Source organism: Sinorhizobium sp. NG07B (genome assembly GCF_002532005.1).
Lineage (GTDB): Bacteria > Pseudomonadota > Alphaproteobacteria > Rhizobiales > Rhizobiaceae > Sinorhizobium > Sinorhizobium fredii_C.
Genome location: NZ_NWTD01000001.1, coordinates 1,588,584 through 1,610,628 on the forward strand (window position 1 = coordinate 1,588,584; position 22,045 = coordinate 1,610,628).

At 62.2% G+C, this 22,045-nt stretch carries 16 protein-coding genes; 8 read left to right on the plus strand and 8 right to left on the minus strand.

Annotated features, from left to right (window positions below; genetic code table 11):
* Positions 1–139: 139 nt before the first annotated feature.
* Positions 140–1,048 carry a LysR family transcriptional regulator gene (locus CO664_RS07655; protein WP_097524831.1) on the minus strand — a complete coding sequence of 303 codons (909 nt, stop codon included), beginning with the start codon at positions 1,046–1,048 and terminating at the stop codon, positions 140–142.
* Positions 1,049–1,162: 114 nt separating this feature from the next.
* Between CO664_RS07655 and CO664_RS07660 the strand changes: the two genes are divergently transcribed.
* On the plus strand, positions 1,163–2,155 hold the full coding sequence (locus CO664_RS07660) for an aldo/keto reductase (RefSeq protein WP_097538309.1): 993 nt from the start codon (positions 1,163–1,165) through the stop codon (positions 2,153–2,155).
* A gap of 39 nt (positions 2,156–2,194) precedes the next feature.
* Here CO664_RS07660 and CO664_RS07665 read toward each other — a convergent pair whose 3' ends face one another.
* The gene (locus CO664_RS07665; RefSeq protein ID WP_097524829.1) at positions 2,195–3,130 is read right to left on the minus strand and encodes a neutral zinc metallopeptidase; all 936 of its coding nucleotides are present in this window, start codon (positions 3,128–3,130) and stop codon (positions 2,195–2,197) included.
* A gap of 197 nt (positions 3,131–3,327) precedes the next feature.
* Between CO664_RS07665 and CO664_RS07670 the strand changes: the two genes are divergently transcribed.
* Both CO664_RS07670 and carB read left to right on the plus strand, forming a co-directional pair.
* On the plus strand, positions 3,328–4,356 hold the full coding sequence (locus CO664_RS07670) for a zinc-dependent alcohol dehydrogenase family protein (RefSeq protein WP_097538310.1): 1,029 nt from the start codon (positions 3,328–3,330) through the stop codon (positions 4,354–4,356).
* A 218-nt stretch (positions 4,357–4,574) separates the two neighbouring features.
* Positions 4,575–8,066, plus strand: coding sequence for a carbamoyl-phosphate synthase large subunit (gene carB / locus CO664_RS07675; protein ID WP_097538311.1), 3,492 nt, complete (start codon positions 4,575–4,577; stop codon positions 8,064–8,066).
* 73 nt (positions 8,067–8,139) lie between these two features.
* Here the strand turns inward: carB and CO664_RS07680 are convergent, their stop codons facing one another.
* On the minus strand, positions 8,140–9,591 hold the full coding sequence (locus tag CO664_RS07680; protein WP_097538312.1) for an MFS transporter: 1,452 nt from the start codon (positions 9,589–9,591) through the stop codon (positions 8,140–8,142).
* 289 nt (positions 9,592–9,880) lie between these two features.
* Here CO664_RS07680 and greA point away from each other — a divergent pair, with 289 nt between their 5' ends.
* Positions 9,881–10,357: a transcription elongation factor GreA gene (gene greA, locus CO664_RS07685; protein ID WP_014764680.1), complete on the plus strand. Its 477-nt coding sequence runs from the start codon at positions 9,881–9,883 to the stop codon at positions 10,355–10,357.
* Positions 10,358–10,495: 138 nt separating this feature from the next.
* Positions 10,496–11,551, plus strand: a complete 1,056-nt coding sequence (locus tag CO664_RS07690; protein WP_097538313.1) for a glycosyltransferase family 4 protein — start codon at positions 10,496–10,498, stop codon at positions 11,549–11,551.
* 3 nt (positions 11,552–11,554) lie between these two features.
* Here the strand turns inward: CO664_RS07690 and CO664_RS07695 are convergent, their stop codons facing one another.
* The 4 genes from CO664_RS07695 to CO664_RS07710 all read right to left on the minus strand — a co-directional run bounded on the left by CO664_RS07695 (position 11,555) and on the right by CO664_RS07710 (position 15,008).
* Positions 11,555–12,577, minus strand: coding sequence for a glycosyltransferase (locus tag CO664_RS07695; RefSeq protein ID WP_037425108.1), 1,023 nt, complete (start codon positions 12,575–12,577; stop codon positions 11,555–11,557).
* Positions 12,574–13,605 (minus strand): glycosyltransferase, encoded by a 1,032-nt coding sequence (locus CO664_RS07700; RefSeq protein ID WP_097538314.1) that lies wholly within the window; start codon positions 13,603–13,605, stop codon positions 12,574–12,576. The genes CO664_RS07695 and CO664_RS07700 overlap by 4 nt, the downstream gene beginning before the upstream one ends.
* Before the next feature lie 20 nt (positions 13,606–13,625).
* Positions 13,626–14,438, minus strand: coding sequence for a glycosyltransferase family 2 protein (locus CO664_RS07705; protein WP_097538315.1), 813 nt, complete (start codon positions 14,436–14,438; stop codon positions 13,626–13,628).
* A 99-nt stretch (positions 14,439–14,537) separates the two neighbouring features.
* Complete coding sequence (locus CO664_RS07710; RefSeq protein WP_012708105.1) at positions 14,538–15,008, minus strand: Lrp/AsnC family transcriptional regulator; 471 nt, start codon at positions 15,006–15,008, stop codon at positions 14,538–14,540.
* A 406-nt stretch (positions 15,009–15,414) separates the two neighbouring features.
* Between CO664_RS07710 and trxB the strand changes: the two genes are divergently transcribed.
* The 3 genes from trxB to CO664_RS07725 all read left to right on the plus strand — a co-directional run bounded on the left by trxB (position 15,415) and on the right by CO664_RS07725 (position 19,021).
* Positions 15,415–16,389 (plus strand): thioredoxin-disulfide reductase, encoded by a 975-nt coding sequence (gene trxB / locus CO664_RS07715; RefSeq protein WP_097538316.1) that lies wholly within the window; start codon positions 15,415–15,417, stop codon positions 16,387–16,389.
* Between the two features lie 114 nt (positions 16,390–16,503).
* On the plus strand, positions 16,504–17,400 hold the full coding sequence (locus CO664_RS07720; protein ID WP_037425154.1) for a LysR family transcriptional regulator VtlR: 897 nt from the start codon (positions 16,504–16,506) through the stop codon (positions 17,398–17,400).
* A gap of 685 nt (positions 17,401–18,085) precedes the next feature.
* Positions 18,086–19,021, plus strand: coding sequence for a lytic transglycosylase domain-containing protein (locus CO664_RS07725; protein WP_097538317.1), 936 nt, complete (start codon positions 18,086–18,088; stop codon positions 19,019–19,021).
* A gap of 82 nt (positions 19,022–19,103) precedes the next feature.
* Here CO664_RS07725 and gyrA read toward each other — a convergent pair whose 3' ends face one another.
* Complete coding sequence (gene gyrA / locus CO664_RS07730; protein ID WP_097538318.1) at positions 19,104–21,887, minus strand: DNA gyrase subunit A; 2,784 nt, start codon at positions 21,885–21,887, stop codon at positions 19,104–19,106.
* Positions 21,888–22,045 lie beyond the last annotated feature (158 nt).

Consider the following 22,045-nt stretch of genomic DNA (forward strand, 5'->3'; position numbering starts at 1 on the left):
CCGAAACGGAGACAGAACATGAACGATCTCACCAAATAAGGTTTATCGCATCGCTTGCAGCGAAACAATCCAAGAACATTTCAAAGCTTCTTATCGGAATGATCACAGGAATGAATGGTAGTTCGTGTGTCGCGTGTATTCATTGCGACGGCTGCCGCTGCCGTGCTTTCAGAAAATCGACAAAGGCGCGTAGCGGCGCCGGCAAGTGCCGCCGGCCCGCGTAATAGAGGTATGGTCCGGGGAAGCTGGTCACCCAGTCTTCGAGGATCGGCACCAGCCGGCCAGTTCTCATTTCGGGCATCACCAATTCTTCGAAGGTCCGGATAATGCCGTGCCCGGCAACAGCGGCACTGATCTCGAGATCGATCGAATTGGCGAGGACGGTTGCCGGCGGTGACACGGTGATTGCCGCCTCATCCTCCCCGAACTCCCACGCCAGTGCAATGCCGTTTTGGAAACGGTGACGGATCGTGGCGTGGTCGAGAAGATCGCGCGGATGCTGCGGCACGCCATGCCGGGCCAGATAGGCCGGAGCGGCGGCCGTGACGTAGCGCTGCACACGCGGTCCGATCGGGATCGCGATCATGTCCTTCTCGAGACGTTCCTCGTAACGCACGCCCGCATCGAAACCAGCGGCCAGAACGTCGATGAAACCATCCTCGGCGGTCACCTCCAAGGCGATCGCCGGATGCGCCGCGAGAAAAGGACCGACAATCGGCGGCAGAATTTCGCGTGCAACGATCGTCGGCACATTGAGGCGTAGGGTCCCGGCCGGGTTGTCGCGTTCGCTCGCCACCTGTTCGAGCGCCCCGGCGATCTCGCCGAGCGCCGGCGCCAGCCGCTCCAAGAGGCGCCTGCCCGCTTCGGTCACGGTGACACTGCGCGTGGTGCGGTTGAGCAGCCTGACGCCCAGCCTCGATTCGAGCCGCCGCAGGGCTTCGCTCAGAGCCGACGCCGATACGCCGCGCTTCTTCGCCGCAGTCCGAAAACTGCGAGCGTGCGCGACGGCCGCGAAGGCGTCGAGATCTGCTAAAGGAAGCTCATTCATTGTGCGAAAATCCGTACAAGCTGTGTTGTGAATGCTGGATTATCGCACAGAGCGATCCCGAGTAAACCTTGCAGCGAAGGAAACAACCGCAAGGTTTCACCAAGGAGAAGTCAGATGCATATGGTTTCGCTAGGCAGGTCCGGACCCGACGTTTCGGCGATTGGTCTCGGATGCATGGGAATGTCTGGAATGTACGGTCCGGCGGATCGCGCGGAAAGCATCGCGACAATTCATGCCGCTCTCGATGCCGGGGTCACCCTGCTCGACACCGGCGATTTCTACGGCATGGGCCATAACGAGATGCTGATCCGCGAGGCGCTCGCCGGCCGGGATCGCGATCAGGTGCAGCTGAGCGTCAAATTCGGCGCGCTGCGCGATGTGGCGGGCGGCTGGTCCGGCTATGACGGACGGCCGAAGGCGGTGCGGAATTTCCTGGCTTACAGCCTTCAGCGGCTGGGGGTCGATTATATCGATATCTACCGCCCCTCCCGCCTCGACCCGGAGGTTCCGATCGAAGAGACGATCGGTGCGATCGCGGATATGGTGAAGGCGGGCTATGTTCGACACATCGGCCTATCCGAAGTCGGAGCGGAGACGATCCGCCGCGCCGCCGCCGTCCACCCGATCAGCGATCTGCAGATCGAATATTCACTGATCTCCAGAGGGATCGAGGACCAGATTCTCCCAACCTGCCGCGACCTCGGCATCGGCATCACCGCCTATGGCGTGCTTTCGCGCGGCCTCATCAGCGGTCACTGGCGGAAGGATGCGGCCAGAACCGGCGACTTTCGGGCGATGAGCCCGCGGTTTCAGGCCGGCAATGTCGATCAGAACCTAGCCTTGGTCGAAGCGCTGAGGCGCGTGGCGGCGGCCAAGGGAGCGTCTGTGGCGCAGATCGCCATCGCTTGGGTTGCCGCTCAGGGCGGCGATATCGTGCCGCTGGTCGGCGCCCGGCGGCGCGATCGCCTCTCCGAAGCGCTTGGCGCGCAGTCGGTTCCATTGAACGCCGACGATCTCGCCGCGATCGAGCGTGCAGTTCCGAGGGGCGCCGCCGCCGGCGCACGCTATCCCGAGGCGCAGCTCGTCCATATGGACAGCGAACGATGAGGGATCGCGGGAACCGGGCTTTGTCCGGATCCGAAGCGATCAAACCGAACCGGAGAAGGTATCGCAGTCGGACATCCTGCCGCTGTCGAAGCCGCGTCTGAACCACTTCATCCGCTGCTCCGAGGTTCCGTGGTTGAAACTCTCCGGCACGACATAGCCTTGCGTGCGTTTCTGCAGCGTGTCGTCACCGATCTGGGTCGCGGCGTTGAGGGCCTCTTCGAGGTCGCCGCGCTCCAGCATGCCTTTCTGTTCGGTGTACTTGCCCCAGATTCCGGCAAAGCAATCCGCCTGCAGTTCGACGCGGATCGACATCTGGTTCGCCTCGGCCTCGCTCATGCGCTGACGCATCTGATTGAATTTCGGAAGGACGCCGAGCAGGTTCTGGACGTGATGGCCGACCTCGTGCGCCAGCACGTAGGCTTGCGCGAAGTCGCCGGCTGCATCGAACTTCTGCGCCAGTTCCTCGAAGAAGGTCATGTCCAGATAGACCTTGCGGTCCCCGGGGCAATAGAATGGCCCCGAGGCAGCGGAGGCAAAACCGCAGGCCGACTGGACGGCGCCGCTGAAAAGCACCAGCTTCGGTTCCTCGTATTGTTCGCCGCCAGCCTGGAAGATGCCGTTCCAGGTGTCCTCCGTCTCCGCCAGCACCGTCGCCATGAAGGCCTTCATCTCCTCTTCTTCCGCCGAGCCGCGCGGCGCCTGAGAACCATCACTCTGCTCGAAGCCCGGCATGTTCACCGGGCCGCCTTCGATGACCTGGAGCATGTCGATGCCCATGGCTTTGAGGACGAAATAGAGAATGACCAGGAAGATGATCGTTCCGAAGCTCAGGCCGCCGCCGGCGCGGCGCATGCCGCCGCCAGTCGGAATGCGAAACCCGCCGCCGCGGCCGAAGGGGCCGCCTCCAAGGCCGCCGGGGCCCGCGCCCCGCTGATCCTCGACGTTGCTGGACTGGCGGCGGCCCTTCCATTCCATGATCTTTCCTCCGGAGACGTCGCCACTTGGCGCGTTGAACATTTATATGCCTGCGCTGCAATCCCTGTAAAACGCAATCGCTGCAGGGCGGTTTCATCCGCCGGTCTTTTTCTCTGCAACTTGCGGGTTCGATTTTCCGGCAGATTGACGACCTGGCGCTTTCGCGTTCCTATGGTGCGGTGGTCGGAGGAGCATGCATGAAAGCGGTGCGTCTGGAAGCGATCGGCAAAATCTCCGTTCGGCACGTCGAGGTGCCCGAACCCGGGCCTGACGATCTGCTCGTCAAAGTGGAAGCCTGCGGCATTTGCGGGACCGACCGGCATCTCCTTCACGGGGAGTTTCCGTCCACGCCTCCGGTCACCCTCGGTCACGAATTCTGCGGCATCGTCGTGAGGGCCGGGAACTCCGTTTACGGGATCAAACCGGGAGCGAGAATCACCGGCGACCCCAATATTTCCTGCGGCCGCTGCCCACAGTGCCAAGCTGGCAGAGTAAATCTCTGCCTCAATCTGCGCGCCATCGGCATTCACCGCGATGGCGGTTTCGCCGAGTACGTGCTGGTCCCGCAGAAACAGGCCTTCGAAATTCCGCTTAGCCTCGATGCCGTGCACGGAGCGTTCTGCGAACCCCTCGCCTGCTGTCTGCGCGGCATAGACAACGCCGGTATCCGTGCCGGGTCCTCGGTGGCGGTTCTCGGGGGCGGCGTTATTGGTCTATTGACCGTTCAACTTGCAAGGCTGGCGGGTGCGACGACGGTCATTCTCTCGACGCGGCAGGCATCGAAGCGCGGCTTGGCGGAGGAGGTCGGGGCGACGGCAACGGTCGATCCCACCGCCGGCGACGTGATCGAGGCGATCTCTGGGCCGCACGGGCTCGTTCCTGGAGGAGTCGATGTCGTGATCGAATGCGCCGGCGTGGCAGAAACAGTGATGCAGTCGACACGCCTGGCGAAGGCGGGCGGGACGGTCGTCATTCTCGGCGTGCTGCCGCGGGGCGAGAAGGTGGAGATCGAGCCTTTCGACATTCTCTTCCGCGAGCTGCGCCTGCAAGGGTCCTTCATCAATCCCTTTGTGCACCGCCGGGCAGCCGACCTCGTGGCCACTGGCGCAATTGACGTCGACCGGCTGATTTCCCGGCGCGTGACCCTCGACGAGGCCCCCGTCATCATTGCTAACAAAGCGCTCCCAGGAGAAGTAAAAGTGCTGGTGATCCCGTCTTCTGAATAGGCTGCGGATGTCGGCGAAACTGGGATGGTAAATGGGGGCATTGGTTGAGCGCGCAAATATCTGCGCCTAATTGTCGATTCCGGAATTTTCGGGGTTCCGCTGGCAGGGACATTTGCCTATAAGCCGCTTCTAGCCTGAAAAGACCATTCATTGCGCACCCGGCCGGTGATCTCCCACCTCGGCCGGTTTTTCGCGCAACCAGAAAGCGGATGAGAACCATGCCGAAGCGCCAAGATATCAAATCGATCCTCATCATCGGCGCGGGGCCGATCGTGATCGGCCAGGCATGCGAATTCGATTATTCCGGCACCCAGGCTTGCAAGGCCCTCAAGGAGGAAGGCTACCGCGTCATTCTCGTCAATTCCAACCCGGCGACGATCATGACCGATCCGGGGCTGGCCGATGCGACCTATGTCGAGCCGATCACCCCTGAGGTGGTCGCGAAGATCATCGCCAAGGAGCGCCCGGACGCGCTGTTGCCGACCATGGGCGGCCAGACGGCCTTGAACACGGCGCTTTCCCTCCGCCGGATGGGCGTCCTCGACCGCTACAATGTCGAGATGATCGGCGCCAAGCCCGAGGCGATCGACAAAGCCGAGGATCGCGCCCTGTTCCGCGAGGCGATGGCCAAGATCGGGCTCGAGACGCCGAAGTCGCGGCTGGCGAATGCCACCGACATCAAGGACCAGGATCGCAAGGCGCATGAGGCGGAACGTGCCGCGCTCAAGGCGAAGTTTTCCGGTGGCGAACTCGACACCGCCCTCGATGAACTCGAGAACCAGTGGAATCTCGGCGAAGGCGATCGCAAGGCGCGCTACGTCAACCACGCCATGGCGATCGCCGCTCAAGCGCTTGACGACGTCGGACTTCCGGCGATCATCCGGCCTTCCTTCACTCTTGGCGGCACGGGTGGCGGCATTGCCTACAACCGCTCGGAATTCTTCGAGATCGTCGGCAGCGGCCTCGATGCGTCGCCGACGACGGAAGTCCTGATCGAGGAGTCGGTCCTCGGCTGGAAGGAATATGAAATGGAAGTCGTCCGCGACAAGGCGGACAATTGCATCATCATCTGCTCGATCGAGAACATCGACCCGATGGGCGTCCACACGGGCGATTCGATCACCGTCGCGCCGGCGCTGACGCTGACCGACAAGGAGTACCAGATCATGCGCAACGCCTCGATCGCGGTGCTGCGCGAGATCGGCGTCGAGACCGGCGGGTCGAACGTCCAGTTCGCGGTAAACCCGCAAAACGGCCGTCTGGTCGTCATCGAGATGAACCCGCGCGTTTCGCGTTCCTCGGCCCTCGCCTCCAAGGCGACAGGCTTCCCGATCGCAAAGATCGCCGCGAAGCTTGCCATCGGCTATACGCTCGACGAGCTGGAGAACGACATCACCGGCGGAGCCACGCCGGCATCCTTCGAACCGTCGATCGACTACGTCGTCACCAAGATCCCGCGCTTCGCCTTCGAAAAGTTCCCCGGTGCCGAACCGACGCTGACCACCGCGATGAAATCGGTCGGCGAAGTCATGGCGATCGGCCGCACCTTCGCCGAATCGCTGCAGAAGGCGCTTCGCGGGCTTGAAACCGGGCTCACCGGTCTCGACGAAATCGAAGTTCCCGATTTCGACGCCGACGGCGATGGCCGCAACGCCATCCGTGCGGCGCTCGGCACGCCGACCCCCGACCGCCTGCGCATGGTGGCCCAGGCGCTGCGCCTCGGCATGACCGAGGCGGAAGTGCACGAGGCCTGCAAGATCGATCCGTGGTTTATCGCTCAGTTCAAGGCGATCGTCGACATGGAGGCCCGTATCCGCGAGCACGGGCTGCCGCAGGATGCCGAAAACCTCAGAATGCTGAAGGCCATGGGTTTTTCCGATGCGCGTCTCGCGACGCTGACCGGCAAGCGCCCGAAGGAAGTCGCGGAACTGCGCAACGCGTTGAATGTCCGCCCGGTCTACAAGCGCATCGACACCTGCGCGGCGGAATTCGCTTCGCCGACCGCTTACATGTATTCCACCTATGAAACGCCGTTCGTCGGCGCCGCGCGCTCGGAGGCACAGGTTTCCGATCGCAAGAAGGTGGTCATCCTGGGTGGGGGCCCGAACCGGATCGGCCAGGGGATCGAGTTCGACTATTGCTGCTGTCACGCGGCCTTCGCGTTGAAGGACGCCGACTATGAGGCGATCATGGTCAACTGCAACCCGGAAACGGTTTCGACCGACTACGACACCTCCGACAGGCTCTATTTCGAGCCGCTGACCGCGGAAGACGTCATCGAGATCATGCGCGCCGAGCAGGAAAACGGCACGCTGCACGGCGTCATCGTTCAGTTCGGCGGCCAGACGCCATTGAAGCTTGCGGAGGCGCTGGAGAAGAACGGCATTCCGATCCTCGGGACGGCACCCGACGCGATCGATCTGGCCGAAGACCGCGACCGGTTCCAGAAGCTTCTGATGAAGCTCGACCTCAACCAGCCGCGCAACGGCATCGCCTACTCCGTCGAGCAGGCACGCCTCGTCGCCGCCGAAATCGGCTTTCCGCTGGTCGTGCGTCCGTCCTATGTTCTCGGCGGCCGCGCGATGCAGATCATCCATTCGGAAAGTATGCTGCAGACCTACCTGCTCGACACGGTTCCCGGCCTCGTGCCGGAAGACATCAAGCAGCGCTATCCGAACGACAAGACGGGCCAGATCAACACGCTGCTCGGCAAGAACCCGCTGCTCTTTGACAGCTACCTGACCAATGCGATCGAAGTCGACGTCGATTGCCTGTGCGACGGCAAGGATGTGTTCGTATCCGGTATCATGGAGCATATCGAGGAAGCGGGCATTCACTCCGGCGACTCGGCCTGCTCGCTGCCGGTGCACTCGCTCGACAAGAACCTCGTCGACGAGCTCGAGCGGCAGACGGCGGCGCTTGCAAAGGCACTCAATGTCGGCGGGCTGATGAATGTGCAGTTCGCCATCAAGGAAGGCACGATCTACGTGCTCGAAGTCAATCCGCGCGCCTCCCGCACGGTCCCCTTCGTCGCGAAGACGATCGGCGCGCCGATCGCGAAGATCGCCGCGCGAGTGATGGCTGGAGAAAACTTGGATGATGCGATCGCTGCCTATGGCAAGAAGCCGGATCCTCGCAATCTGAAGCACATTGCCGTCAAGGAAGCCGTGTTCCCCTTCGCCCGCTTCCCGGGCGTGGACACCCTGCTCGGCCCGGAAATGCGCTCGACCGGCGAAGTGATTGGCCTCGACACCGACTATGCGCTTGCCTTCGCCAAGTCCCAGCTCGGCGCCGGCGTCGATCTGCCGCGTGACGGAACGGTGTTCGTCTCGGTTCGCGATGAGGACAAGGCACGGGTTCTGCCGGCCATCCGCGTTCTCGCGGACATCGGTTTCAAGGTGATGGCGACCGGCGGTACGGCCCGGTTCCTGGGCGAAAACGGCATTACCGCCACCAAGGTCAACAAGGTGCTCGAGGGACGGCCGCATGTCGAGGACGCCATCCGCAACCGCCAGATCCAGCTTGTCATCAACACCACTGACGGCAACAAGGCGATCTCCGACTCGAAGTCGCTGCGCCGCGCGACGCTGATGCAGAAGGTCCCCTACTACACGACCATGGCCGGAGCCGAAGCCGCGGCGCACGCCATCAAGGCGCTGAAGGCAGGCAACCTGGAAGTGCGTCCGCTACAGAGCTACTTCGACGCTTGACGGATGCCCCCGGCGCGCCCCTATCGGGTGCGCCAAGGCTCGGTAATGGATAGACGCTTCCAGGAGAGTTGCGCTACCACGCGGCGCCCTGCCGCGTCAGGCGCAGCGTCCTGAAGGCGAAGAAAACCGATGCGACCGCGATGACGCAAGCCAGCGCAAATACGGCAAGCAGCGACATCGCCAGCACATGGTCGCTGGCACCTTCATCGAAGCCGAAAGCGTTGGCGGTTACGCCGAAAAGGGCGGCGCCGATCGCATAGCCGGCCGATTGCAGCGTCGGCAGCAGCGCCGAGGTCTTGTCGCGCTCCTCCTTGCTCGAGATGTCCATCAGGAATTGGCTGAGCGTTCCCCAACTGATGCCGAAACCGGCGCCGATAGCCGCCTGTCCGATGAACACAAGCCGGTGCTCGTCGCTCCAGACGGCGAGTGTCAGCCCGACGAGGCCAAGGCCGAGGATCAGCGGCCCCGTCCACATCAGCCGAACCCGAATCGCGTGCGATGGCAGGCTGGCGACCAGAATTGCCGTTACGCTCCAGGACATCGCCATCAAAGCGCTCGAAAAGCCGGCGGCCGTCGGTCGGAAATCCCAAAGCTGCTGCAGCGAATAGACGAGATAGACCGAGCCGGACGCCTGGGCGAGCGGCATCAACAGGATAATCCAGAGACCGCTGCCAAGCGCGCTTCGGTTCGCGAAAGCGCAGGACGGCAGAATGGAATTCGGCGATCTGCGGTCGGATCGGATCGCGGTGATGAAGACGGCGAGTGCGATCACCAGCAAAGCCGCCGTTACATAGGCACTGCTTGCCGTACTCGAGAGCGAGATCAACAAAATGCCGAGCCCGAATGCGAAGAGTCGCAGCAAAGGCACGGCGCCGACATCGCCGCCACCTCGCTTCGGCTGGCCGACGATCGCAATGACGAGCGCTATGAAGACGGCGACGGCCGGTATGTTGACGAAGAAGGCGGCCCGCCACGACCAATATTCCGTGAGCAGTCCGGAGATCAGCGGACCGGCAAAGGCGGCCGACGCCCAGACGATCGCTTCTGCCCCGAAAACCTTGGGAACGAGGCGCGGCGGGAAAAGCTCGGGGATGAGTGCATAGCAAACCCCGGCAATGATTCCTTCGCCGAGCCCCTGCAGCAACCTGCCGGCGAGCACTTGAGGCATGCCGGTCGCGACGGTCGCGATCACCGTGCCGGCGGCGAAGACCAGCGCGGCAGCGATCAGCGTGCTGCGCGCGCCGAACCTGGCTTTCAGATTGGCCGCCAGGGCGCCGCCGATGATGGCGAAAACCAGATAGAGCGTGAAGGCCCAGGACAGCAAGGCCGCCCCGCCGAATTCCTCGACCGCCGTAGGCAAGGCCGTCGAAATAAAGAACTCGTTGAAGGCAAAGAGCGCGACGCCAAGGCACAGGGTCACGGTTGCAGCAAGATGATCTCTCTTCAGCAACTCGCTCCAGCGTCCCTCGCCTGGCCTGTGCTTCGTCACGCTGGAGGTCCTTGGCTTCTCTTCGAGTAGACTCATGGTTGGTTCCGATCGCTTGTTCATGGAACCTGGACTGATACAACCTGAAGTGCTGTTGAGGTAAAGCGGCTTTTTGTACTGAAGGCTATTTTTTGAAGATCTCGAGGTTGGACACAGCCTTCGCCCCGGCGCGGAGCGTCTCGAAAAATCTGGCTTTCGCGCTTCCGTTTCTGTTATAAGAACGGTTCGAATGTTTCGGACGGTTCCGGTGCTTCGGCTCCGGGGACCGTTTTCTTTTGCGTCGGCGCCGCCGGGAGGCGGCGCCGCGCGCTTGATAAAGGACGATGAAATGGTCGACAAAGTTCCGATGACCCAGGGTGGATTCGCGAATCTGCAGGAAGAGCTGCGCTGGCGCCAGCAGGAAGAACGCCCGCGAATCATCGAGGCGATCGCCGAAGCGCGCGCCCATGGGGACTTGTCGGAAAATGCCGAATACCATGCCGCCAAGGAGGCCCAGAGCCACAATGAGGGCCGTGTCTCCGAGCTCGAGGACCTGATCGCCAGGGCGGAGGTCATCGACCTTTCGAAAATGTCCGGCTCGAAAATCAAGTTCGGCGCGCGGGTGAAGCTCGTCGACGAGGACACCGAGGAAGAAAAGACCTATCAGATCGTTGGCGACCAGGAAGCCGACGTCAAGGCCGGCCGCATTTCTATCTCTTCTCCGATCGCCCGCGCATTGATTGGCAAGGAGGTTGGCGATTCGATCGAAGTGAACGCCCCCGGTGGTTCCAAGGCCTACGAAATCCTCGCCGTTCAGTGGGGCTGATCGCCCGAATCCAGCAGCCGAACACGGAAAGGCGGCGGGGCATGACCAGGGCCTCACCCACTCCGCACGGCGCGCGGCATTCGTTCGGCCCCTCTTCCCCCGACACCTGATTGCAAGCGGCGCAAGGAGAGCGCTTACGTGGCCGATATCCGGGACATCGAGGTTATTGCGCCCAACTTCAAGCGCCGTCTCTCCGGCGTCACTTCGACGATCATCCAGCTCATTCCCGTCCAGCGCAAGCTTGGGCAAAAGATCGCGGTCCTTGGTCCCGGGCTCCCCAAGAGTTTGCCGTCGGTCCGGTATCGCGACCTGATCCATCTCTGGCAGAAGCCGCCGGGCCGCCGCTGCCGCGTCTGGCATGCGCGCCGCAACGTCGAGATGCTGCCGGCAATCCTCCTGCGCGACCTGCTGCGGATGAAGCTCCGCATCGTCTTCACCTCTGCCTCGCAGCGGCGGCATACCGGATGGAGCAAGTTCCTGATCCGCCGGATGGACGCGGTAATCTCCACAAGCTCGAAAACCGCCGCTTATCTGGAGGTTCCGAGCACGGTCATCCTGCACGGGATCGACACGAACCGCTTCCACCCGCCGGTCGACAAGGCGGCTACGAAAAAAACGCTTAATCTCGACCCCTCCCGGAAATATGCCGGCTGCTTCGGCCGTGTCCGCCACCAGAAGGGAACCGACCTTTTCGTTGACAGCATGATCGCGCTTCTGCCCGGCCGACCGGAATGGGGCGCGATCGTTGCCGGGCGCGCCACAGGCCCTCACCTCGCCTTCGAGGTCGAATTGAAGGAGCGCGTTGCCAAGGCGGGGCTCGCCGACCGCATTCTATTCGTCGGCGAGCACACCAATATTCCCGATTGGTACCGTGCGCTTGACCTCTTCGTCGCACCGCAGCGCTGGGAAGGCTTCGGCCTGACGCCGCTGGAGGCGATGGCGAGCGGCGTGCCGGTCGTGGCTAGCGACGTCGGCGCCTTTTCCGAATTGATCGCGGAAGGACCGGACGAGACCGGGCTGATCATCCCAGCCGGAAATCTCGAAGCGATGGTCGATGGAGCCGCCGCCTTCATGGACGACCCGGCGCGGCTTGCGGCTGCCGGTGCAAACGGCCTGGCGCGGAGTTCCAGGGATTTCGCCATCGAGGGCGAAGCTCGGGCGATCGGTGCAGTCTACGACGGGCTGATGCGCTGAAGCTTACTGCTTCGAAGCGAACAGCCTCAGATAGGCGTCGGTGATCGCTTCCCTGGAGAACTGGCCGACCAGCGTCTCGTGTCCTCGTTCGGCGAGCGCAGTACCCAGGCTGCGGTCGTTGGCAATCCGCTCGATCGCGCGCGCGAAGCCGTCGGCATCGCCGATATCGACCATCAGACCGTTTCCGCCGTCGCGCATGAACCATTGCGGCCCCTCCGATCGGCTGGAGACGACCGGCGTTCCCTGGGCCCAGGCCTCCAGGATGACGTTGCCGAGCGGCTCGTGGCTGGAAGCCATGACGAAGATGTCGGCGGCTGCGAGGAACGGTCTCGTGTCCTTCTGCCAGCCGGCGAAGCGGACCCTCTGGACGACGTCGAGATCGGTGGCAAGTCTCCGAAGGTTGTCCCCTTCCTCGCCGTCGCCGAGCAGCCAGAGGTAAACGCCGGGCACTTTGGCGACCGCTTCGATCAGCGTATGAAAGCCCTTGCGTTCCACAAAGCGGCCCATCGACATGATGACGGGCGCGTCCTCCGGCGTGTCGAGCACCGCCCGGCTGACAGGCTGCACCCGTTCGGTGCTGGTGAAGTTCGAGATGATCTCGACATCGCGCTTCCAGCCGAGCGAGCGGACATGCTCGGCAATTCCCGGCGTATTGCAGACGAGGCAGTCCGTGTTGCGGAAGTAATCGAGGCGTGGCGGATAGTCGCCCAGCCGGGAAATCTTGATGCAGCCCCTGTAGGCCGGCATCAGCTGGCTGGCGCGCGGAGCCCAGGCCATCAGAGCGTCCGGCCTGTCGCGCGTCGCCATCCGCATCACCTTGCGCGGCAGCGCCAGCCGATCGAGCGACAGGTTGCGGAAATGGCTTTCCGTTATCCTCGCCGCGCCCTCGATTTCAGGACGCCACAGGCGCTGGGGCCGGATGACCGCTGTCTGCTCGACGCCGCGTTCGGCCAGGGCGTTAACGAGGTGGACAAAAAAACGCTCGGCTCCGCCATCCTTGCCGAAGTGAAAGTGCATGACCTTCATCGCTGCGCTGCACCTCTTGCGAAGAGCTCGAGATAGGCGTCGGTGATCGCCCTCTCGGAAAAGCGCGACTGCAGCGTGTCGCGGCCGCCGGCACTCAGCCTTTCGCGAAGCACCGTATCGTCGCGTAGCCTGCGGATCGCGTTGGCAAGACCCTCGTCATCGCCGCAATCGACCATCAAGGCATCGCGCTCATGAGTCATCACCCAGGAAGGCCCTTCGGCCCGTGCGGCAATGGTCGGCTTGCCGGCGCCCCAACCCTCGAAGCACACATTGCCGAGAGGCTCATGCGAGGAATTGATCGCGAAGACGTCACCCGCGGCAAGGTAACCATAGGCATTGGTCTGCCAGCCGGGAAAGCGCACACGATCGCCTATGCCGAGTGTGTCGGTCAACCGCTCCAGCTCGTTCCGTTCGGGCCCGTCTCCGAGCAGCCAAAGATGGACGCCCTCGACCTTCTGGACGGCGCGTAGCAGCCCGTCGAAGCCCTTGCGCTTGACGAAACGTCCCATGCCGACGACGACAAAGGCGTCGGCGGGCGTCCGCATCTCAGACCGGGATATCGGTGCAACGGGCGTTGCCCGCGTGAAATTAGCGATCACTTCGATATCGCGGCGCCATCCGAATTCGCGAACCTTGGTGGCAATGTCCGGGGTGATGCAAACCAATGTCTCGACATTGGTGTAGTAGCCGAGATGCTCCGGATAGTCACCCAGACGAGAAATGCGGAAGGCTTTCTTGTAAGAAGGCATGAAGCGGCTGGCGCGCAGCTGCCAGGCCATGATGACATCCGGCCGGAACTCCCTGAGGATGCGCGACATCCGCCACTGCAGGAAAAACCGCGACAACGAAATCCGGCGGAAGACGCCTTCGTAGATCTTGGCGCTGCCTTCGATTTCGCCGCGCCAGCTACGTCCGGGGCGGATCAGCACGCGTTGCTCGACGCCACGGTCATGCAGGGCTTTGACGAGATTGACGAAGAACCGTTCCGCGCCGCCTTCCTTGCCGAAATGAATATGCATGACTTTCATGGGTCACCTGTCCGGGGGCCTTAGCGGGAAAGCGCGTCGTCGACATTGGGCCGGACTTTCAGCGCATGCCGCTGATAAATCTTGGCCGCGGTCAGGAACGCGTAGACCGCCCCGGTCATCGCTTCGATGAAGCCTGGAAAGCCGCAGCGCCATAGGCCGTTGCGAAAATAGAGCCGGTAGAAGTAGAGCGGCGGGCCGAACAGCATCTTGTAGGGGCGCATCACCCTGCCCTCGGCGAACTGCTGATCCGCCTTGAGCGTCGAATACTTGTTCTCCTTGAGGATCTGTTCGTCGAGGATCAGCGGCCGATAATGCAGCAGGCTGCCGGAGCGGGCGGCGCCCACCTGGCCGTCCGGGACGATCCCTTCATGCACCTTCTGGTCCAGGTCGTAGCGGCCGCGGCCGCGGCGGACCAGACGAAGATTGCGCCGTTCGTGCACCTTTTCCGGGGGGTAGCCGTAGCCGATCAGATAGGGGCGCCGCGCCACGCGCCAGCCGACGATGTCGTCGGGGGCGTTCAGGAGCGACGGCAACAGAGCCTTCAACGCTTCGTCGAACCGCTCGTCCGCATCGATGTTGAAGCACCAGGGCTGACGGCACTGCTCCAGGGCGAATTGCTTCTGCCCGGCATAGCCCCGCCATTCTTCGTACATGAAGCGGATGGGCCAGCCCCTATCGATATAGGATTGCACCAGCGCCGCCGTTTCGTCGGTCGAGCCTGAATCGACGATGACGATCTCGGCGCATTGCTCGAGGCTCTCGATGCAATTGCCGAGATAGGCCTCCTCGTTCAAGCAGATGATGAAAGCGGAGAGCGGAAGCTTTGACGTCATGGAAATCTTCTGACCGGCCGCCTGCGTGGCGCGAAAGGCTCATGTATCAGGGTTCTGCTGCCCAGCTCGCCCTGACGAATTGGCTGCGGCGACGCTTCGCTAGATCTCCACCTGGCAGGCGTCCTTCACCTGGCGGATCGTCAGCATCGTACGCACCGTATCGACATTGTCGGTTGCGGTGAGTTCCTCAATAACGAAATCCTGAAAGGCCGCAAGGTTCTCGGCCACGCATTGAAGCAGAAAGTCCGATTCACCCGAGACCATCCAGGCCTCGCGGACGAGCGGCCACGAGGCGGTGCGGGCGGCAAAGGCCTTGAGATTGGCGTCCGACTGGTGCTTCAGCCCGACCATGCAAAAGGCGACGAGATCGTAACCGAGGGCGGAGGCATTCAGCAGCGCCCGGTAGCCGCGGATGACGCCTGCCTCTTCGAGTTTGCGAACGCGGCGCAGGCATGGCGGCGCCGAGATGCCCACGCGTTCGGCCAATTCCACATTCGTCATGCGGCCATTACCCTGCAGTTCGCGCAGGATTTTCATGTCGATTGCATCGAGGTCGACGCGTAGGACCATTTGCCAACATCCCCGTTTCCATGGACCCCGGTGCACGAGGTCTTTCTCGTCCGCCGTAGCCGGTCTCGCCGAGGCGATTTTATCTTACCCCTGTGGGTAGCACGTAACCGCGTCTCTGAACGAGAGTGCTGCGCCCGGCGTGCACAAAAACCTTTCTGCCGTCGAAGGTGCCCTGCATGATCTCGCCGGGTTGCAGGTACGGGATTACCTGGTTTCCGGCAAAAGCGATGCAAAAATGCCCGATCTGGTGTCAAATTCATGGTGCGGACGCAAGCACTTGTGTGTATCAGCAGCAGTGCCCTTGAAAGAGCGCGCTGTGAATACCTAAACTAAGGCGATATTTTCCAGCATCGAACCCGAGCCTGACTTCGACCAGCCGTCCGTCCGGCAAATTAAGGACCAAAGCATGACCGCCCGCCACACCAAAGTGCTGATCATCGGCTCCGGCCCTGCAGGCTACACCGCAGCGATCTATACGGCCCGCGCCATGCTTTCGCCAGTTCTCATCGCCGGCATGGAGCAAGGTGGTCAGCTGATGATCACGACGGATGTGGAGAACTATCCGGGCTATGCCGATCCGGTCCAGGGCCCGTGGATGATGGAACAGATGCTGAAGCAGGCGATGCATGTCGGCGCGGAGATCGTCAGCGACATCGTCACCGATGTCGACCTTTCCGTGCGGCCGTTCCGCATCAAGACGGACAGCGGTACCGAATGGACGACCGATGCCCTGATCATCGCGACCGGCGCCAAGGCCAAGTGGCTCGGCATCGAGAGCGAACCGACTTTCATGGGCTTCGGCGTTTCTGCCTGCGCCACCTGCGACGGCTTTTTCTATCGCAACAAGGACGTGATCGTCGTTGGCGGCGGCAACTCCGCCGTCGAAGAGGCGCTTTACCTCTCGAACCTGGCCAAGACGGTCACCGTCGTGCATCGCCGGGATGCCTTCCGGGCCGAAAAGATTCTGCAGGAACGCCTGTTCGCCAAGCCGAACGTCAAGATCGTCTGGGACCATGAGGTGGTCGAGTATCTCGGCACGCCGGCAAAGCCGCCTATGCCTGCCTCGGTCAACGGCGTGAAGCTCCGCAATACCAAGACAGGGGCAATTTCGGATATGGGAACGGATGGCGTCTTCGTGGCCATTGGTCATGCGCCGGCCGTCGAACTCTTCAAGGGCAAGCTGCGCCAGAAGCCGAACGGCTATCTCTGGACGGCGCCGGACTCGACCGCGACCGATGTCGCCGGGGTCTTTGCTGCCGGGGACGTGACCGACGACATCTATCGTCAGGCCGTCACCGCCGCCGGCATGGGCTGCATGGCGGCACTCGAGGCGGAGAAATATCTGGCGGGTCATATGCCCGTCGCAATTGCAGCCGAATAGAAGCTGCAAAACGGGGCTAGTGTCGGGAGGCCGGCCCCGTGTGGGAACAGACGCATCGGTGACGCGCGGAGGACTCTACCCTGTTCCTCCGAACGGTCCTTTATGGGGGATTTCATGTCGCTAGACTGGGACAAATTGCGCATATTTCATGCGGCGGCAGAGGCCGGCTCGTTCACGCATGCGGCAGATAAACTCCACCTCTCGCAATCCGCCATCAGCCGGCAGGTCAGCGCGCTCGAACAGGATGTCGGCATCAAGCTGTTTCACCGCCACGCGCGCGGACTGATTCTGACCGAACAGGGCGATATGCTCTACCGGACGGCGCACGAAGTGCTGATGAAGCTCGAGAGCGTCAAGGCGCAGCTCAGCGAAACGACCGACAAGCCTAGCGGCAAGCTGCGCATCACCACGACCGTCGGCCTCGGCCAGGGCTGGCTGACCGACAAGGTCCAGGAGTTCATGGCCCTCTACCCCGACGTCCAGGTCCAGCTCATCCTCGACAATGAAGAGCTCGACGTGAACATGCGGCATGCCGACTGCGCCATCCGTTTGCGCCAGCCGCAGCAATCGGACCTGATCCAGCGCAAGCTGTTCACGGTGCACATGCACATCTATGCCGCGCCCTCCTATATCAACAAAAACGGCGAGCCGCAGTCGATCCAGGATCTCGACAACCACCGCATCATCACCTTCGGCGAACCGGCACCAAACTATCTGCTGGACGTGAACTGGCTGGAGATTGCCGGGCGGGATCCGGACAATCCGCGCGTCTCGCACCTGCAGATCAACAGTCAAACTTCGATCAAGCGTGCCTGCCTGCTTGGAATCGGCATTGCCATGCTCCCCGACTACATCGTCGGCCGGGATCCCGGTTTGATCCAGCTGCCGATCAGCGCGGCGATCCCCTCATTCGATACCTATTTCTGCTATCCGGACGAAATGAAGAACGCTGCGAAGCTCAAGGTCTTTCGCGACTTTATTGTCGCCAAGGCGCGCAACTGGAACTTTTGAGCTGCAGAGCGATTGCCCGCTTTGTGGGCAGTCGCCCCATACCCGCATCAACCATTTGTTTTCTTTAATAGTATTCGCCTACCATCTAAAATTGTATCGCATCGCAACGAAACTGTGCGACGCAAAAATAGGCAGGGATGCGCAGGCGGCATGGCTGTCATGCATATTAAATGATTGCCCCTCGCTCAAAAAAGCAGCATACCAAATCCAGCTGATGCATCTTTGGTGGCTTCTCCTCCCAGTGCCACCGCAGCAGCTGTTCCCCTCTGGAGGTTCTAATTACCTTCACAACTACAAGGGCCCAAGTTTTCTTGTGGCCCTCTTTTTTTGCCCGCAAATAGGCACAGCCATCAGTTGCGAAAATCTGCGGCGAAGCCATTGAACGCGCGCGACGCGCTCCCCATATAGCTTTCAGTTGGTGCATCTGGCGGCTTCCTCCTCCCCGGCCGCCGCATCAGCTGTTCCCCTCTGGAGGTTATGAAACCTTCACAACTGACAGGGCCCAAGTTCGCTTGCGGCCCTTTTTTTTGCCCGCCGCCATGAGAAGATTATCCTCGGTCGTCTGCCGCGTCTGCGCAGTTTCTTGCCTCCGGCGAAAATGCTATTGATGTTCACTCGTTCATCGCCGAGGAGCCATATGGTCATACCGAGCAGAGCGGGCCGATGCCACATCTGGGGTAACCGAATGGGACGTCTGGCGCGTGCTGCCGGGGCCGGCTTGGCGCTGTACCTGTCCGCAGCCGCCTTGGCCGATGTGACCGAGGCTCGGACCGACTCGCCGGTCACCGCGCGAAAGTGCCTTTACTCCGGTGTCTCTACGGAAAATCCATCAATCCCCCTCTGCATCACCCGTGAGAACTTCGCGCGGGACGTCTGCAGCATCATCGAGCATTATGCGGATGCGAACGACCTGCCGGCGCCGTTTTTTGCTCGGCTGATCTGGCGCGAAAGCTTGTTCCAGCCGGACGCTGTCAGCCCGAAAGGCGCCGAGGGCATTGCGCAGTTCATGCCGGGAACGGCGAAGCTGCGCGGTCTCACAAACAGTTTCGACGCCGTGGCGGCGCTCGCCAAATCCGCCGAGTATTTGAGTGAACTCAAGCTCCGCTACGGCAATCTCGGTTTTGCGGCGGCCGCCTATAATGCTGGAGAGGCCGGCCTCGAACGGTTTCTCGAGGTTGACTGGCTGCCCTATGAGACGCGCGAATACGTTCTGGCGATCACCGCCCACCCGGTGGAGGACTGGCGCGACAACCCGCCGAAATCGCTCGATCTCGCGCTCGACAAGGCCAAGAGCTTCCTGGACGGCTGTGTCGCGCTCGCCAACAGCCGGCGGCTGCGCGAAATCGTCGTTGTGGACGAGGCGCCATGGGCGCCCTGGGGCGTTCAATTGGCGGCCCACCAGAGGAAAACCATCGCGCACCGCCTGTTCCTGAACGCCGTGAAAAGACTGCCGGCGCCGATCAACGGCGAAAAGGCGCTCGTTGTGCGCGAGCGCAACGGCAGCTTCGGCGGCAGAACGCGTTATGCAGCCCGCATCGGCCGCCAGACGCGAAGCGAGGCGGACAAGCTCTGCACGACGATTCGCCGCAACGGCGGCGCCTGCATCGTCTTCAAGAACTGACCGGCGAGCGCTGTCATTCCGGCCGTGCCTCACCGACAAAAAAGCCCGCCATAGGCGGGCTTTTTCCTGTGTGGCGAGTTGCTCACTCGTCGGCGTCGGCCGGCGGTTCGGCAACGATGGCCTCGCCGGCCGTGACGATCTCCTCGATCTCATCGTCGCCTTCCGGCTCGCTGATCCGCTCGACGGAGACGACCTTCTCGTCCTTGGCGGTCGAAAAGATCGTAACGCCCTTGGTGGCCCGGCTTGCCAGGCGGATGCCGTCGACAGGTACGCGGATGAGCTGGCCACCGTCCGAGACCAGCATGATCTGGTCGTTGTGCTGGACCGGGAAGGCCGCGACGAGTTCGCCGATTTCCGCAGTTTTCGATGTATCGGTGGCACGGATGCCCTTGCCGCCACGGCCGGAAGTGCGGAAGTCGTAGGACGAGGAGCGCTTGCCGAAGCCCCTTTCGGAGACCGTCAACACGAATTGCTCGCGCGCCTTCAGTTCCTCGTAGCGCTCGTTGGAGAGTTCGCCGCCATTGGTGACCTCCTCGCCGACAAGCACGATCTCTTCTTCCTCGCCGGTTGCGGCGCGGCGTTCGGCTGCCGACCGCTTCAGATAGGCCGCCCGCTCCCACGGCTCGGCTTCGACGTGAGCGAGGATCGCCATCGAGATGATCCGATCGCCGTCGGCGAGCGAAATGCCGCGAACGCCGATCGAGTTGCGGCCAGCGAAGACACGGACATCAGAGACCGGGAAACGGATGCATTGCCCGCAGGCCGTCGTCAGCACCACGTCGTCGAATTCCGTGCAGGTATCGACGGAGAGGATCTCATCGCCCTCCTCCTCGAGCTTCATCGCGATCTTGCCGTTGCGGTTGACCTGGACGAAGTCGGAAAGCTTGTTGCGGCGAACGGTGCCCCGCGTCGTCGAGAACATCACGTCCAGGTTCTCCCAGGTCGTCTCGTCCTCTGGCAGCGGCATGATCGTCGTGATTCGTTCGCCGGGTTCGAGCGGCAGCATGTTGATCAGCGCCTTGCCGCGGGACTGGGGCGTGCCGATCGGCAAGCGCCAGACCTTCTCCTTGTAGACGATGCCGCGCGACGAGAAGAACAGCACCGGCGTGTGGGTGTTGGCGACGAATAGCCGGATAACGAAATCCTCGTCACGCGTGGCCATGCCGGAGCGACCCTTGCCGCCGCGGCGCTGCGCCCGATAGGTCGTCAGCGGCACGCGCTTGATGTAGCCGAGGTGGGAGACGGTAACGACCATGTCCTCCCGGGCGATCAGATCCTCGTCGTCCATATCCGGACCGCCATCGGCGATCTCGGTGCGGCGCGGCGTGCCGAACTCGTCGCGGACGGCCGCGAGCTCGTCCTTGACGATCTGCATGATGCGCAGCCGCGAGGAGAGGATTTCCAGATAGTCGCGGATCTCCTCGCCTATCTTGTTGAGTTCGTCGCCGATTTCGTCGCGACCGAGCGCGGTGAGGCGCTGCAGGCGTAGATCGAGGATGGCGCGGGCCTGCTCTTCCGAGAGGTTGTAGGTGCCATCGTCGTTGATGCGGTGGCGGGGATCGTCGATCAGCCGGATCAGCGCGTCGACGTCATGGGCCGGCCAGCGGCGCTCCATCAATTGTTCGCGGGCGGTCTGCGGATCCGGCGCATGACGGATGAGCTTGATCACCTCGTCGATATTTGCGACGGCAATGGCAAGGCCGACCAAGACATGGGCGCGCTCGCGGGCCTTGCGCAGCAGGAATTTCGTTCTCCGGCTAACGACTTCCTCGCGGAAGGAGACGAACGCGCGCAGCATGTCGAGCAGCGTCAGCTGCTCGGGCTTGCCGCCGTTCAGCGCCACCATGTTGCAGCCGAAGGAGGTCTGCAGCGGCGTATAGCGATAGAGCTGGTTGAGGATGACCTCGGCATTGGCATCGCGCTTCAGCTCGATGACGACGCGGTAACCCTGGCGGTCGGACTCGTCGCGCAGGTCGGAAATGCCTTCGATACGCTTGTCGCGCACCAGTTCGGCCATCTTCTCGATCATCGTCGCCTTATTCACCTGATAGGGAATTTCGGTGATGATGATCTGCTCGCGATCGCCGCGCATCGGCTCGACATGGGCGCGGCCGCGCATGATCACCGAACCGCGGCCCGTCTCATAGGCCTGGCGAATGCCGGCGCGACCGAGGATCAGCGCCCCGGTCGGAAAGTCGGGGCCCGGAATGATCTGCATCAGCTCCGGCAGTTCGAGTGCCGGATCATCGATCAGCGCAATGCAGCCATTGATGACTTCGCTCAGATTGTGCGGCGGGATGTTGGTCGCCATGCCGACGGCGATGCCGCCCGCGCCGTTGACGAGCAAGTTCGGAAATTTCGCCGGAACGACGACCGGCTCCTGCAAGGTGCCGTCGTAATTGTCGCGGAAATCGACCGTTTCCTTGTCGAGGTCATCGAGCAGCGAATGGGCCGCCTTCTGCAGCCGGCACTCGGTATAGCGTTCGGCCGCCGGCGGATCGCCGTCGACCGAACCGAAATTGCCCTGGCCGTCGATCAGCGGCAGCCTGAGCGACCAATCCTGCGCCATGCGCGCCAGTGCGTCGTAGATCGCCATGTTGCCGTGCGGATGGTATTTACCCATCACGTCACCGGTGACGCGGGCGCATTTGACGTATTTCTTGTTCCAATCGATGCCGAGTTCGCTCATCCCGTAAAGGATACGGCGGTGAACCGGTTTCAGACCGTCGCGCACATCGGGAAGGGCGCGGGAAACGATCACGCTCATGGCGTAATCGAGATAGGACCGCTGCATTTCCTCGATGATGGAAATCGGCTCGATGCCTGGCGGAGTCTTTCCGCCGCCGGGAGTGCTTTGCTCAGTCAATGTCGATCACGATCTTTGTTCAGAATCAGTCAGTTCTTATAGCCGAATGCAGCTTCAAGCGCCAATTTTGGCCGATGGTTTTGAACAGTCTTTTGCCGCCGGAACGGGCTTTTCTAGGGCAAGAATCCACAAATCGGAAGAGCTTCTCCGTATGTCTC